At 70.4% G+C, this 12,463-nt stretch carries 12 protein-coding genes; 1 reads left to right on the top strand and 11 read right to left on the bottom strand.

The window, feature by feature from the left end; all coding sequences use genetic code 11:
- Window positions 1-132: 132 nt before the first annotated feature.
- The 7 genes from AABA78_RS11235 to AABA78_RS11205 all read right to left on the bottom strand — a co-directional run bounded on the left by AABA78_RS11235 (window position 133) and on the right by AABA78_RS11205 (window position 6,407).
- Window positions 133-903: a hypothetical protein gene (locus AABA78_RS11235; protein ID WP_338262950.1), complete on the bottom strand. Its 771-nt coding sequence runs from the start codon at window positions 901-903 to the stop codon at window positions 133-135.
- Between the two features lie 179 nt (window positions 904-1,082).
- On the bottom strand, window positions 1,083-1,835 hold the full coding sequence (locus tag AABA78_RS11230; RefSeq protein WP_353536477.1) for an ABC transporter ATP-binding protein: 753 nt from the start codon (window positions 1,833-1,835) through the stop codon (window positions 1,083-1,085).
- On the bottom strand, window positions 1,832-2,707 hold the full coding sequence (locus AABA78_RS11225; RefSeq protein WP_171420360.1) for an ABC transporter ATP-binding protein: 876 nt from the start codon (window positions 2,705-2,707) through the stop codon (window positions 1,832-1,834). The genes AABA78_RS11230 and AABA78_RS11225 overlap by 4 nt, the downstream gene beginning before the upstream one ends.
- Window positions 2,704-3,774: a branched-chain amino acid ABC transporter permease gene (locus AABA78_RS11220; RefSeq protein ID WP_171420361.1), complete on the bottom strand. Its 1,071-nt coding sequence runs from the start codon at window positions 3,772-3,774 to the stop codon at window positions 2,704-2,706. The genes AABA78_RS11225 and AABA78_RS11220 overlap by 4 nt, the downstream gene beginning before the upstream one ends.
- The gene (locus AABA78_RS11215) at window positions 3,774-4,694 is read right to left on the bottom strand and encodes a branched-chain amino acid ABC transporter permease (RefSeq protein ID WP_120528500.1); all 921 of its coding nucleotides are present in this window, start codon (window positions 4,692-4,694) and stop codon (window positions 3,774-3,776) included. Before AABA78_RS11215 ends, AABA78_RS11220 begins: the two co-directional genes overlap by 1 nt.
- A gap of 18 nt (window positions 4,695-4,712) precedes the next feature.
- The gene (locus AABA78_RS11210; RefSeq protein ID WP_171420363.1) at window positions 4,713-5,924 is read right to left on the bottom strand and encodes an ABC transporter substrate-binding protein; all 1,212 of its coding nucleotides are present in this window, start codon (window positions 5,922-5,924) and stop codon (window positions 4,713-4,715) included.
- Window positions 5,925-6,086: 162 nt separating this feature from the next.
- On the bottom strand, window positions 6,087-6,407 hold the full coding sequence (locus AABA78_RS11205) for a hypothetical protein (protein WP_338262948.1): 321 nt from the start codon (window positions 6,405-6,407) through the stop codon (window positions 6,087-6,089).
- Window positions 6,408-6,770: 363 nt separating this feature from the next.
- Between AABA78_RS11205 and AABA78_RS11200 the strand changes: the two genes are divergently transcribed.
- Complete coding sequence (locus AABA78_RS11200) at window positions 6,771-7,649, top strand: YsnF/AvaK domain-containing protein (RefSeq protein ID WP_338262947.1); 879 nt, start codon at window positions 6,771-6,773, stop codon at window positions 7,647-7,649.
- Window positions 7,650-7,745: 96 nt separating this feature from the next.
- On the opposite strand, the gene AABA78_RS11195 is transcribed toward AABA78_RS11200, so the two are convergent.
- From AABA78_RS11195 to grpE, 4 genes are all read right to left on the bottom strand, one after another.
- A complete protein-coding gene (locus AABA78_RS11195; RefSeq protein WP_338263586.1) occupies window positions 7,746-9,179 on the bottom strand; it encodes a serine/threonine-protein kinase in 1,434 nt (477 codons plus the stop codon).
- A 103-nt stretch (window positions 9,180-9,282) separates the two neighbouring features.
- Window positions 9,283-9,594: a hypothetical protein gene (locus AABA78_RS11190; RefSeq protein WP_338262946.1), complete on the bottom strand. Its 312-nt coding sequence runs from the start codon at window positions 9,592-9,594 to the stop codon at window positions 9,283-9,285.
- A 96-nt stretch (window positions 9,595-9,690) separates the two neighbouring features.
- Window positions 9,691-11,520 carry a molecular chaperone DnaK gene (gene dnaK, locus AABA78_RS11185; protein WP_171420366.1) on the bottom strand — a complete coding sequence of 610 codons (1,830 nt, stop codon included), beginning with the start codon at window positions 11,518-11,520 and terminating at the stop codon, window positions 9,691-9,693.
- Window positions 11,521-11,522: 2 nt separating this feature from the next.
- Window positions 11,523-12,380 (bottom strand): nucleotide exchange factor GrpE, encoded by an 858-nt coding sequence (gene grpE / locus AABA78_RS11180; protein WP_338262945.1) that lies wholly within the window; start codon window positions 12,378-12,380, stop codon window positions 11,523-11,525.
- Between the last annotated feature and the right edge of the window lie 83 nt (window positions 12,381-12,463).

Genomic DNA, 12,463 nt, shown 5'->3' with positions numbered 1-12,463 from the left:
GAGCAATCGGGTGGGCGGCATCCGGCGGAGGCGGACCCGGAGGGCCCGACACTCTCCACGCGGACAGGTGAACACACCCACACCGCGCGACGCCCCCGAGACAGGTGGGAGCGTCGCGTCAGTGTCTTGCGACTACTTCGCCTTGCGACGGCGCGGGGCGGTGGTGCCCGCGTCGGTGGCCATGCCCGCGTCCGCGCCCTCGAGCGTGCCCGCGTCCATGGACGTGCCGGCGTCCGGCGTGGCCGTGGTGACGGCCGGAGGCGGGTTCACCAGCTTCAGCGAGGTGAGGAACGCGTCCGCCGTGGTGTTGGGGTGGTTGGGGTTGTAGATGACCAGCAGCGTGTACAGGCGCGGGCCCACCAGGAAGTTGCGCGCCTTCAGCTCACCCACCACCGGCGAGCTGACCGTGTAGGCCTTGCCGGGGTAGCCATCCAGGGTGACGTCGGACTCTTCCTTGATGGTGCCCTGGACCTGCTTCACCAGGCCGTCCTTGCCCTCGTTCAGCAGGGCCTCCGGAGGACGGCTCGACACCAGCTTCTCCGGGTAGTCCGCGGTGCTGACGGAGTAGATGGTGCCGTCCTCGGTGCGCGCGGAGAAGGCGGCGGTGTTCACGGTGTTGGCGCCCAGCGGAACCTGCTTGCGTTCCACCTGGGGCTCCATCGGCATGCCGATGGTGAAGCCTTCCGTTGCCTCGTAGGTCTTGAAGGCCGGGGCGGCGGCCGCGGGGGCGGTGCCGTCCGCGCCCGGAGTGGGCTCGTTGGGCACGTCCTCGATGGTGGACTGGGCCTGGGGGCCGCCGGTGCCGCCCGAGGAGCCGTCGGTCTTCTGCTGGTTGGCGCACGCGCCGGCGATGAGCGCGAGGGTAGTGAGCGAGGCAAGGAGGAGGCGGGACAACGGACGCATGGGCACGCTTCCTGAGAGGGAAGAGGAATGAGACAGGGAGTCCTATCGGACGCTAGACGAAGTGCTCCGCCGCTGACTACCCGAGTTTCAACGCGGCGCGAGGAACTTGCCCACGCCCCGCCCCCGGAAGCGTCCGGGGGCGGACAACGCGCCCAGGCCGGAAAGTCGGCGCGGGAGGGCTATTCGCCCAGGTACGCGCGCCGCACCTCGGCGCTGTCCAGCAGCGCCCTTCCGGGGCCGGCCATCACCACCTCGCCCGTCTCCAGCACGTAGCCGTAGTGGGCGGCGTTGAGGGCCAGGTGCGCGTTCTGCTCCACCAGGAGCACGCTGACGCCGGTGGCGTTCACCTCGCGCAGCGTGCGGAAGATGGTCTCCGTCACCTGCGGAGCCAGGCCCAGGGACGGCTCGTCCAAAAGCAGCAGCTGCGGCTTGCTCAACAGCGCCCGGGCAATGGCCAGCATCTGCTGCTCACCACCGGACAGCGTGCCCGCCAGCTGCCGCTGGCGCTCGCGCAGCACCGGGAAGAGGCTGAAGCCCTTGTCCATGTCCAGGCGCACCTGGGCGGTGTCCTTGCGCAGGTACGCGCCCAGCTCCAGGTTCTCGAACACGGTGAGGTTGGGGAAGATGCCCCGCCCCTCCGGCGCGTGCGCCATGCCGCGCGGCACCAGCTGGTGCGCCTTGAGGCCCGTGATGTCCTGCCCCGCGAGCGTGATGCGGCCCGCGGACGGCTTGAGCATGCCGCTCACCGCGCGCAGGGTGCTCGTCTTGCCCGCGCCGTTGGCGCCGATGAGGGCCACCATCTCGCCCTTGCCCACCGTCAGGGACACGCCCCGCAGCGCCTGGATGGCGCCATAGCGGACCTGGATGCCGTCCACCGTCAACAGCGGGTCGAACGCGCGCCGCTCCCCCAGCACCTTCACCGGCTCGCTCACGCCGCGCCTCCGTGGGACTCCAGGTAGCTGTCGCCCAGGTACGCCTCGATGACCTTGCGGTCGCTGCGCACCTCCGCCGGAGCACCGCGGGCGATGGTCTCCCCGTGGTCCAGCACGGTGATGCGCTCGCAGATGCCCATCACCAGCTTCATGTCGTGCTCGATGACCAGCACCCCCAGCGAGAACTCGTCGCGCAGCCGGCGGATGAGCACCATCAGGTCCGCCTTCTCACGCGTGTTCATGCCCGCCGCGGGCTCGTCCAGCAGCAGCACCTTGGGGCGCGTGCCCAGCGCGCGGGCGATCTCCAGCCGGCGCTGCTCGCCGTAGGGGAGGTTCTTCGCCTCCTCGTCGCGGCGGTGCGACAGGCCCATGACCTCCAGCAGGTGCTCCGCCTGGCGCGTCAGCTCGCGCTCCTCGGCCTGGAAGCCGGGGGTGAGCAGCAGCGCGCGCCACCAGTCGCGGTAGTTGCGCAGCGCCGTGCCCGCCTTCGCCATGGCGCCCAGGCGCACCGGGTGCAGCCCCCCCTGAGCGCGGCAGGCCACCTTCACGTTGTCCAGCGCGGTCAGCGCGCGGAACAGGCGGATGTTCTGGAACGTGCGCGCCAAGCCCAGGTGGTTGATCTGATGCGGCACCCAGCCGTTCACGCGCTGGCCGGCCACGCGCACCTCGCCCTCGGTGGGCTGGTACACGCCGGTGAGCACGTTGAACGCGGTGGACTTGCCCGCGCCGTTGGGACCGATGAGGCCCAGCAGGTCCCCCTGGCGCACGGTGAGGTTGAAGTCCGTGAGGGCCTTGAGGCCCCCGAAGCGGATGCTCACGCCCGTCGCCTGGAGCAGCGCGTCTCCAGGGCCCGGCGTCACGGCGGCGCTCATGTCAGCCCCTTCTTCTTCCGGGGAAGCCACCGGGGCAGCACGTCCCAGAGCTCCTTCGTGCCGAACAGGCCCTGCGGACGGGCCAGCATCAGCACCACCAGCAGCAGGCCGTACACGGGCATGCGGATCTGATCCACCTTCTGCGCCAGGCTGCCCTCGGCGCCCAGCGCGCCGAACAGCGAGCGCAGGCCTTCAGGCAGGAGCGTGAGGAAGATGGCCGCGACGATGGCGCCCGTGCTGGAGCCCAACCCGCCCAGCACCACCATGACGACGACCTCCATGGACTTCACGAAGGTGAACGAGCCCGGGTTGATGATGGGCACGAAGTGCGCGAACAGGCCGCCCGCGATGCCCGCGAAGAACGACGAGATGACGAACGCGCGGACCTTGTAGCCGGTGGTGTCCACGCCCATGGCCTCCGCGGCCACCTCGTCCTCGCGGATGGCCCACAGGCTGCGGCCGTGGCTGGAGCCCGCGATGCGCCGGGCCACCAGCACCACCAGGAAGACCCAGAAGTACACCATGGCCACGCTGGAGTACTGCGGGATGCCGGACAGCCCCAGCGCGCGGCCGAAGGCCTCCGTGTTCTGCACCACCACGCGGATGATTTCACCGAAGCCCAGCGTGACGATGGCCAGGTAGTCCCCGCGCAGCCGCAGGGACGGCAGGCCCACGAGGAAGCCGCACAGCGCCGCGCAGGTGCCGCCCGCGAGCAGCGCCACGGTGAAGAGCACCTGGTCGCTGGCGGCCACCGGCAGGAAGGACAGCGCCACCTCCTTGAGCTCCAGCGACGTGACGCCCGCGATGTACGCGCCCACGGCCATGAAGCCCGCGTGGCCAATGGAGAACTGGCCCGTCATGCCGTTCACGATGTTGAGGCTCACCGCGAGGATGATGTTCACCCCCACCACGGACAGCAGGTACGTGGCGAAGGGCGAGGCGCCCAGCAGCACCTCCGCCAGCGCCAGCACCGGCAGCGCGATGAGCACGGGCAGGATGCCGCGCAGGGCCGGGGGCACGCGGCCCGCGTCCACGTCGGACAGCGTCGTAACGCCAGGGGCCGCCATCAGACCTTCTCCGCCGCGACGCGGCCGAAGAGGCCGCCCGGCTTCACCAGCAGCACCAGGATGAGGAAGCCGAAGGCTACCGCGTCACGCCAGGTGCTGGCCGCGTAGCCCACGACGAACTCCTCCACCAGGCCCAGCAAGAGCGCGCCCACCACGGCGCCCGGCACGTTGCCGATGCCGCCGATGACCGCCGCCACGAAGGCCTTCAGGCCCACGTACAGACCCATGAGCGGACTCACCGACGTGTCCTTGATGGCGTAGAGCAGCCCCGCGCCCGCCGCCAGCGCGCTGGAGAGCATGAACGTCAGCGCGATGATGCGGTCGGTGGGGATGCCCATCAGCGCCGCGGTGCGGTGGTCGAAGGACACCGCGCGCATCGCCTTGCCGAAGCGCGTGCGGTACACGAGGAACTGGAGCGCGGCCATCAGCCCCACGGCGATGAGGAAGCTGATGACCTGCCAGTTCCACACCACCACGTCACGGTCGCCAATGATGAACCACTCGCTGGGGACGATGACCTCCGGGAAGGCCCGGGGGGACGCGCCCGGCAAAAAGCCGATGTCCAGTTGGAAGCCGTACGACAGCGCGAACGAGATGCCGATGGCGGTGATGAGCGCGGTGAGGCGCGGCTTCTCGCGCAGCGGCCGGTAGGCGAAGCGCTCGATGAGGAAGCCGAGCAGCGCGCACCCCACCATGGCCACCGCGAAGATGACGACCACGCCCCACAGGGAACGCTGCGCCTGACGCCCGAGGGCGAAGGCGGTCGCGTAGCCCATGTAGACGCCGACCATCATCACGTCGCCGTGGGCGAAGTTGATGAGCTTGAGGACGCCGTACACCATCGTGTAGCCCAGGGCGACGAGGGCGTAGATGGTGCCGGCGGCCAGACCGTTGATGAGGTGCTGGAGAAGCTGCGACATGCCGGGGGTGGCCCTGGACTACGGAGAGATGGTGGTGACGTAGGTGGACTTGCCGTCCGCGACCTTCAGCACCACGGCGGACTTCACCGCGTTGCGCTTCTCATCCAGCGTGATGTTGCCCGCCACGCCGGGGAAGTCCTTCGTCTTCGCGATGGCCGCGCGCAGGGCCGGGCCGCTGGTGTCCGGCGCGTTCTTGAGCGCCTCGATGGCGACGCGCGCGGCGTCATACGCCAGCGCCGCGAGCGCGTCCGGCACCGCGCCGTTGTAGTCCGCCTTGTAGTCCGCGATGAACTTCTTCACGCGCGCGTCCGGGTTGTCCGGCGAGTAGTGGTTGGAGAAGTAGCTGCCGTCGATGGCGCTGCCGCCCAGCTCGAAGAGCTTCTCGGAGTCCCAGCCGTCGCCGCCCATCAGCGGCACCTTCAGGCCCAGCTCGCGCGCCTGGCGGGCGATGACGCCCACCTCGCTGTAGTAGCCCGGCACGTAGATGCCCTCCGGCTGCGTCTTCTTGATGGCGGTCAGCTGCGCGCGGTAGTCCGTGTCACCCTGGCTGTAGCTCTCCGTGACGGTGATCTTGCCGCCCATCTCCGCGAACTTCTGGCGGAACACCTCCGTGAGGCCAATGGAGTAGGCGCTCTTGTTGTCCTGGAGGACGGCGACCTTGTTGAGCTTGAGGTTCTCCCGCGCGAACTTCGCCATCACGAAGCCCTGGAACGGGTCGATGAAGCAGACGCGGAAGATGTTGTCGCCCTTCTCCGTCACGGAGGGGTTGGTGGACGACGGGGTGATCATGGGCACGCCGGCCGCCTGCGCCTTCTCCGCCATGGCCAGGGAGCTGGAGGACGCCACCTCGCCCAGGATGAGCACCACCTTGTCCTGGGTGATGAGGCGGGTGACGGCCTGCGCCGCCTCCTCGGGCTTGCTCTGGTCGTCGTACACGCGCACGACCAGCTTCTTGCCCTTCACGCCGCCCGCGGCATTGGCCTCCTTCAGCGCCAGCGCGATGCCATTGCGGCTGGAGATGCCGAACGTCGCCTGACCGCCCGTCAGCGCGCCCACTTCGCCCAGCACGATGACGTCGTCACCCGCCGGGGGCGTGCCGCCGCCCTGCGCGGTGGCCGGGGCCTGTGCCGCGGGCTGGCCTCCCGCCTCTCCCGTGGGCTGCGTCTTCTTCTCGCAGGCGGCCGCCAGGACGGCGAGCGCGGCGAGGAGCATCGGGGCAAGTCGTCGCATGCGGGGGATTCCTCCGGGGGAGATGACGGGCAAAGCCCCGGTTTTCTAGGGGAGCCCTCCCCATGGGTCAAGCGCACAGCTTGGCTCCGGGGTCCCGCCAACACCTCGGAACATCGCTGTCGCGCCCCCCCTGTCCCACGGCGGGTGCGCCCCCGCCCCGCTTCAGGGCTCCAGCCAGAAGTGCTCCCGGCCCGACGGCCCCCGGCGGATCGGCGGGCTCCCGGGCCCGTCCTCCCAGGGCGCCGCGTCCTCCTGCGTCAGCTCCCAGCGTGAGTCGGAAGCCGCTTCATCGTCCGGCGGCCAGGCGGGCGGGACCTCCGGCGCGGCGGGGGCCCGGGGGTCGGGCTCCGGGAAGGACGCCGTCCCTGACACGGACTCCGGAACGGACGCGCCCGAGCGGCGGCGCCACAGCCTACCCGCCAACCACAGCCCCACCGCGCCGGCCATCCACCCGAGTCCCCCGCCTGACCTCGTGGTTCGCATCGAAGGCTCCTTCCGCGCGCGGGCCGGACCTCCAGGCTCGCGTCCCCCCACACAGTGGGGCGTGGGCACGCGCGCGGCCAGCGTGAAGCCCGGTGGCGTTCGCCCTGCACGCTCGGTGTCCGGACAGGAGGCAGGAGGGCGTTCGGGGTGGCGTCGCGAGCGGCGTGCGGCGCGTCGAGCCCCCGAAGCATCCAGCGTCAGGGGTTTCCCCGGGCACCAGGGCACCCACATTCCTCGTGATGGCCGTGGCGGGCAGCTCGCGTCCACTTCCCCCCAGGAAGCCGACCCCAAGCCAGACGGATGATCCGAGCGCTCCGCTTCCGACCACACCCGACCCGACGTGAAGGCACAAGGAGCCAGTCAATGATGATCAAGCGCAACGACATCAAGGAAGGGATGACGGTCCGCAGCAGCGACGGCGAGAAGCTGGGCAAGGTCTTCGCCGTGAGCGACGCCGAGTTCCACATCGAGAAGGGGATGTTCTTCCCGAAGGACTATCTCGTCCGCTACTCGGAGGTGAGCGACATCCGCAACGGGGAGATCTACCTCAACCACGGCCGCGAGGCGCTGCGGGGGCTGTCGGACTCGGACACCGCGGTGATGGCGGGCCGGGGTGGCGGCGCGGGCGTGGGTCCCGGCGCGGTGGGCGCGACGGCGGCGACGGCCACGGGCAGCACCACGGGCGGGATTGGCGCGGGGCTGAAGACGGGCACCGCGAAGGTGACCGACGTGCCGAGGACCGGCCTGGGCACGGACAAGGCCGGCATCAAGGACCGCGACCTGCGCGCGGAGCGCATCGCGAACGAGGACGTCACGCTGCGCACGCACCATGAGGAGCTGGGCGTCACCAAGCACCAGCGCTCCGCGGGCGAGGCCCAGGTGCGGAAGATCGTCGTGGAGGAGACGAAGACGGTGGAGGTGCCCCTGCGCCACGAGGAGGTGGAGGTGGTGCGCCGCGTGGCGAAGGACCCCATCCCCGGCGACGTGGCGACCTTCCAGGAGGAGACCATCCGCATCCCCCTGCACGCGGAGGAGGCGGAGCTCACCAGGCGCGCGTACACGGATGAGGAGATCACCATCCACAAGCGCCCCATCGAGGAGCGCCGCAGCATGGAGGGCCGCGTCCGCCACGAGGAACTGGGTGACGTGACGGTGGTGCGCACCGAGGGCGACGCGGACGAGGAGAAGCGCCGCGCCGGCTACAAGGCGAACCCGGACATCGACCCGCTCAAGCGCTCCTAGCGCCACGGGATGAAGAGACAGGCCTTGTGCTCCGCCCCGCAGGCCGCGCCTTCACGCGCGCGGTGTGCGGGGGGTGGCGCACTGCTTCCGCTGCCTTCAGCGAGGGGCACGGGCGGGCGGCGTGGCGCGGGTGGGGGCTTCCCGCGCGCGGTCCACCGCGGTCTCCAGCCGCTGCGAGTCGCGCAGCCGCTCCGGGAAGAGCCGGCCCGCGAGCGCCGCCAGCGCCGTGTCGCGCGCGGGGGGACACGCGGCCAGCAGCCGGTCCGCCATGGCGTGGGCGGAGTCGAAGCGGGCCTCCGGCGCCTTGGAGAGCGCCACCGACAGCACGTTCCACAGGGGCGCGGGCACTTCCGGAGGCTTCGTCAGCTTCTCCTGGCAGATGGCCTTCATGGTGGCCAGCTCGTCGTCGCGCTCGAAGGCGCGCCGGCCCGTGAGGGCCTGGTAGAGGATGAGCCCCATGGCGAACAGGTCGCTGCGCGCGTCCAGCTTCTGGCCCAGCGCCTGCTCCGGGGACATGTAGAGCGGCTTGCCCTTCACGATGCCCGGCAGCGTCACCGTGCGCTGCGCGCGCACCTTGGCCACGCCGAAGTCCAGCACCTTCACCTGGCCGTCGAAGCCCACCATCAGGTTGTGCGGCGACAGGTCGCGGTGCACCAGCTCCAACGACGCGCCGTCCTCGCCTTTGAGCGCGTGCGCGGCGTGCAGCCCCAGGAGCGCCTGCGACACGATGGCGGACGCCACCGCCGGCTCCACGGGGCCCTTGTTGGCGCGCAGCAGCCGGTCCAGGTCGATGCCGTTCACCAGCTCCATGGCGATGTAGTACGCGCCCTGCGCCTCGCCGAAGTCGTAGACGTGCACGAGGTTGGGGTGCGACAGCCGCAGGCCGATGCGCGCCTCGTCCAGGAACTGCTGCACCATCTCTGGCTGGGCCGTCAGGTGGGGCAGGATGCGCTTGAGCGCCACCAGCCGCCCCAGCCCCTCCGGCCCGCGCGTGCGCGCGATGAGCACCTGCGCCATGCCGCCCGTGCCCAGGGGCCTCACGATTTCATAGCGGCCAATGCGCCCGCGGTTGACCGGCGTGCCGTCCACGTCCAGTTCGTCCAGCCGCTCCAGCGGGCCCCGGCCGTCCGTCAGCGCCAGGAAGGACAGCACCGCGGAGTCCAGCTGCTCGCCAATCGCCTCCACCAGCCCCATCACCCGCGCGCCGCCGTCCTCGAAGTCCCCCTCCACCAGCAGCCCCAGCCCGCCCAGGTTCAGCCGTCCCAGGGTGAGCTGCTGGCAGAAGAGCATCCGGCCCTCGCGCAGCTTCCGGGGGCCGCGCCAGTGCGCCGCCTCGAAGACGTCCACGCCCAGCTCGCCCAGCACGCGCGTCAGCACGGGCCCCCGCGTGCCCCGGAGGGACACGAAGCCCGCCTTCGCGTGCACCATGCGGGCGCACTGCGTGAGGAACACGTCCAGGCCGGTGTCGAGGTCCAGCCCCCGCTCCAGGCAGTCCTCGAGGATGTCGTCGGCCATCCGGTTCACGGCCATCAGGCCGCGCAGGAAGGCCAGCTCTTCTTCCGGGGATTGGAACGCCACGCGTCCATCAATACCCGAAAACCCGGGCGCAATGGAGCGCCCACCGGGTGGGACGTCAGACGCGCTCGCGCTCCACGCGCACCACCGCGGACAGGTGCTCGGGCAGCTCCCTCGGCTCCGGCGTCCCACGGGTGACGGGGTGCTCCAGCATGCCGTGCCGGTCCAGCATGTGCTCCAGGTGCGCCACGCGCGCGCGCAGCCCCTCCAGTTCCCCGGCGGCCACCTGCCCCCGGGCCTGGACCTCGCGCACGCGCAGCCACGTCTCCACCACGGGCTTGAGGGCGAAGCGCAGCGTGAGGCCGAGCAGCGGCACGCCGACGGTCATGCCGGTGACCATGATGATCATCACGGCTTCTGTCAGTTGCATGGGGGAGGCTCCGGGGAGGAAGTGAGGCGGCCCCGGGCCTACGAACGCGGGGGCCGGGTGATTGCACCCGGCCCGGCCGCGTCCCGGGGTGAGGCGTCAGCCGGACTTGGCCTGGTCGGTGTAGATGGCGTCCGCGATGCGGTAGGCGCTGCCCTCCAGGCGCTGGAAGGCCTCCTTCAGGACGCCCGCGTCGGAGGTGTTGAGCACGGAGCGCAGGCGCTCCAGGTCCGCCTGGATTTCGCCCTTGTCCTTCTCCGACAGGAGGTTGGCGTACTCCTCCAGGCTCTTCTCCGTGGTGTAGATGAGCCCGTCCGCGTTGTTGCGCAGCTCCGCCAGCTCCTTCTTCTTCTTGTCGTCCGCGGAGTGCGACTGGGCGTCGGTGATCATCGCCTGGATTTCGGCCTCGGTGAGGCCGGAGTTGCCCACCACGCGCACCTGCTGCTGCTTGCCGGTGCCCAGGTCGCGCGCGCTCACGTGCACGATGCCGTTCGCGTCGATGTCGAAGGACACCTCAATCTGCGGCACGCCGCGCGGCGCGGGCGGGATGCCGACCAGTTCGAAGCGCGCCAGCGTCTTGTTGTCCGCCGCCATCTCGCGCTCGCCCTGGAGGACGTGCACGGACACGAGCGGCTGGTTGTCCACCGCGGTGGAGAACACCTGGCCCTTCTTGCAGGGGATGGTGGTGTTCTTGTCGATGATCTTCGTGAAGACGCCGCCCGCGGTCTCCACGCCCAGCGACAGCGGCGTGACGTCCAGGAGGAGGACGTCCTTCACCTCGCCCTTGAGCACGCCGCCCTGGATGGCGGCGCCCACGGCCACCACTTCATCCGGGTTGATGCCCTTGTGGGGCTCCTTGCCGAAGAACTCCTTCACCTTCTGCTGCACGCGCGGCATGCGCGTCATGCCGCCCACCAGGAGGACCTGGTTGATGGCCTGCGCGGTGACGCCCGCGTCCTTGAGCGCGATGCGGCACGGCTCGATGGAGCGGTCGATGAGGTCCGCCACCAGGGCCTCGAAGGTGGACCGGTCCACGGTCTCCGTGAGGTGCTTGGGGCCGGACGCGTCCGCGGTGATGAACGGGAGGTTGACCTCCGTCTCCGGGGCGCTGGACAGCTCGTGCTTGGCGCGCTCGGCGGCTTCCTTCAGGCGCTGGAGCGCCATGCGGTCCTTGCGCAGGTCCAGGCCGTTGTTCTGCTCCGCGAAGCGCTTGGCCAGGTAGTCGATGAGGCGCTGGTCGAAGTCCTCGCCGCCCAGGAACGTGTCGCCGTTGGTGCTCTTGACCTCGAACACGCCGGCGGTCAGCTCCAGGATGGAGATATCGAACGTGCCGCCGCCCAGGTCGTAGACGGCGACGCGCTCCGTGGTGGCGTCCTTCACCTTGTCCAGGCCGTACGCGAGCGCCGCGGCCGTGGGCTCGTTGATGATGCGCAGCACGTTGAGGCCGGCGATGCGGCCCGCGTCCTTCGTCGCCTGGCGCTGGCTGTCGTTGAAGTAGGCGGGGACGGTGATGACCGCCTCGGTGACGGGCTCACCCAGGTAGTCCTCCGCCGTCTGCTTCATCTTCATCAGCACGATGGCGCTGACTTCCGGCGGGCTGTAGCCCTTGCCCCGGATCTCCACCCACGCGTCGCCGTTGGGGCTGGGCGCCACCTTGAAGGAGGAGACGCCAATGGCCTTCCTCGCCTCCGGCGAGTCGTACTTGCGGCCGATGAGGCGCTTGGCCGCGAAGACCGTGTTCTCCGGGTTGGTGATGGCCTGCCGCTTGGCAATCTGGCCCACCAGGCGTTCACCGGAGTCGGTGAAGCCCACCATGGAGGGCGTGGTGCGGCTGCCTTCGCTGTTGGGGATGACCACCGGCTCGCCGCCTTCCATCACGGCGACGCAGGAGTTGGTGGTTCCCAGGTCGATTCCAATCACCTTCGCCATGACTACTGACTCCCCCCGGAGGAACTGTCGGACGGCGCGGGCGTCTGGGGCGCCGCGCTGCTTCCTTCTTCAGCGGACTTCGGCGCTTCCGTGCTGGCGGGCGCGGCTTGCGGCGCCGCGGCCACGGGCTCCGGCGCGCGGGCGACGACGACCATGGCGGGACGCACCAGGCGGTCGTTGAGGTAGAAGCCGCGCGTCACCTCATAGACGACGTGGCCCGCCGGCACCTCAGCGGTCTCCACCTGCTGGATGGCCTCGTGCAGGCGCGGGTCGAAGGGCTGGCCCTTGGCGGAGAAGCCCTTCACGCCGTGGCGGCTGAGCGAGTCCTCGAAGGACTTGCGCGTCATGGCCACGCCCTTCTGGAAGCTGTCGAAGTCGGGGGACTTGCCGGCGGCGTCGAGCGCGCGGTCCAGGTTGTCCACCACGGGGAGCAGGTCCTTGAGGAGCTTCTCCACGCCGAACTTCTGGACGTCCTCCTTCTCCTTCTGCGCGCGCTTGCGGTAGTTCTCCAGGTCCGCGGCGGAGCGGATGGCCCGGTCCTGGAAGTCCTTGGCGCGCTCGTGCGCTTCCTTCAAGCGCTCCAGCGTCTCGCGGGCCTTGGTCTGGCTGAAGTCCAGCTGCGCGCGCAGCGACTCCACCTCCTGGCGGAGCGCGGCCGCGTCCTCGGTGGGGGGAGCGACTTCGGGGGTGGAGGCGTCCGCTTCGGCGGCCGGGGCGGAGACGTCCAGCTCCACCTCCGTGCCCGCGCTGCCGGCGTCTTCGTCCATCCGACGCTCGACGCTGCGAACCGCCTCGTCGATCACGTCCTGCCCGATGTCCGTCTGGATGCTGCCCTTGTCATTGTCCTGGGTACCCGACACGGCGCGCACTATCTCACGCGCCGGGGAGCGATCCAACAGGACCCGAGGAGGAGGCGCGTACCCGGCGTGCGGGCAGGCGCGAC

The organism is Corallococcus caeni (assembly GCF_036245865.1).
GTDB classification, from domain to species: Bacteria; Myxococcota; Myxococcia; order Myxococcales; family Myxococcaceae; genus Corallococcus; species Corallococcus caeni.
This window is presented reverse-complemented; position numbering and strand designations above follow the sequence as displayed.

What these genes read in the sequence shown, in the direction of transcription:
- AABA78_RS11195 (WP_338263586.1), bottom strand. Translation starts at nt 9,179, where the DNA reads ATGGCCGTGAACCGGATGGCCGACGACATCCTCGAGGACTGCCTGGAG.
- AABA78_RS11220 (WP_171420361.1), bottom strand. Translation starts at nt 3,774, where the DNA reads ATGGCGGCCCCTGGCGTTACGACGCTGTCCGACGTGGACGCGGGCCGC.
- AABA78_RS11225 (WP_171420360.1), bottom strand. Translation starts at nt 2,707, where the DNA reads ATGAGCGCCGCCGTGACGCCGGGCCCTGGAGACGCGCTGCTCCAGGCG.
- AABA78_RS11200 (WP_338262947.1), top strand. Translation starts at nt 6,771, where the DNA reads ATGATGATCAAGCGCAACGACATCAAGGAAGGGATGACGGTCCGCAGC.
- dnaK (WP_171420366.1), bottom strand. Translation starts at nt 11,520, where the DNA reads ATGGCGAAGGTGATTGGAATCGACCTGGGAACCACCAACTCCTGCGTC.
- AABA78_RS11205 (WP_338262948.1), bottom strand. Translation starts at nt 6,407, where the DNA reads ATGCGAACCACGAGGTCAGGCGGGGGACTCGGGTGGATGGCCGGCGCG.
- AABA78_RS11235 (WP_338262950.1), bottom strand. Translation starts at nt 903, where the DNA reads ATGCGTCCGTTGTCCCGCCTCCTCCTTGCCTCGCTCACTACCCTCGCG.
- AABA78_RS11190 (WP_338262946.1), bottom strand. Translation starts at nt 9,594, where the DNA reads ATGCAACTGACAGAAGCCGTGATGATCATCATGGTCACCGGCATGACC.
- AABA78_RS11215 (WP_120528500.1), bottom strand. Translation starts at nt 4,694, where the DNA reads ATGTCGCAGCTTCTCCAGCACCTCATCAACGGTCTGGCCGCCGGCACC.
- AABA78_RS11210 (WP_171420363.1), bottom strand. Translation starts at nt 5,924, where the DNA reads ATGCGACGACTTGCCCCGATGCTCCTCGCCGCGCTCGCCGTCCTGGCG.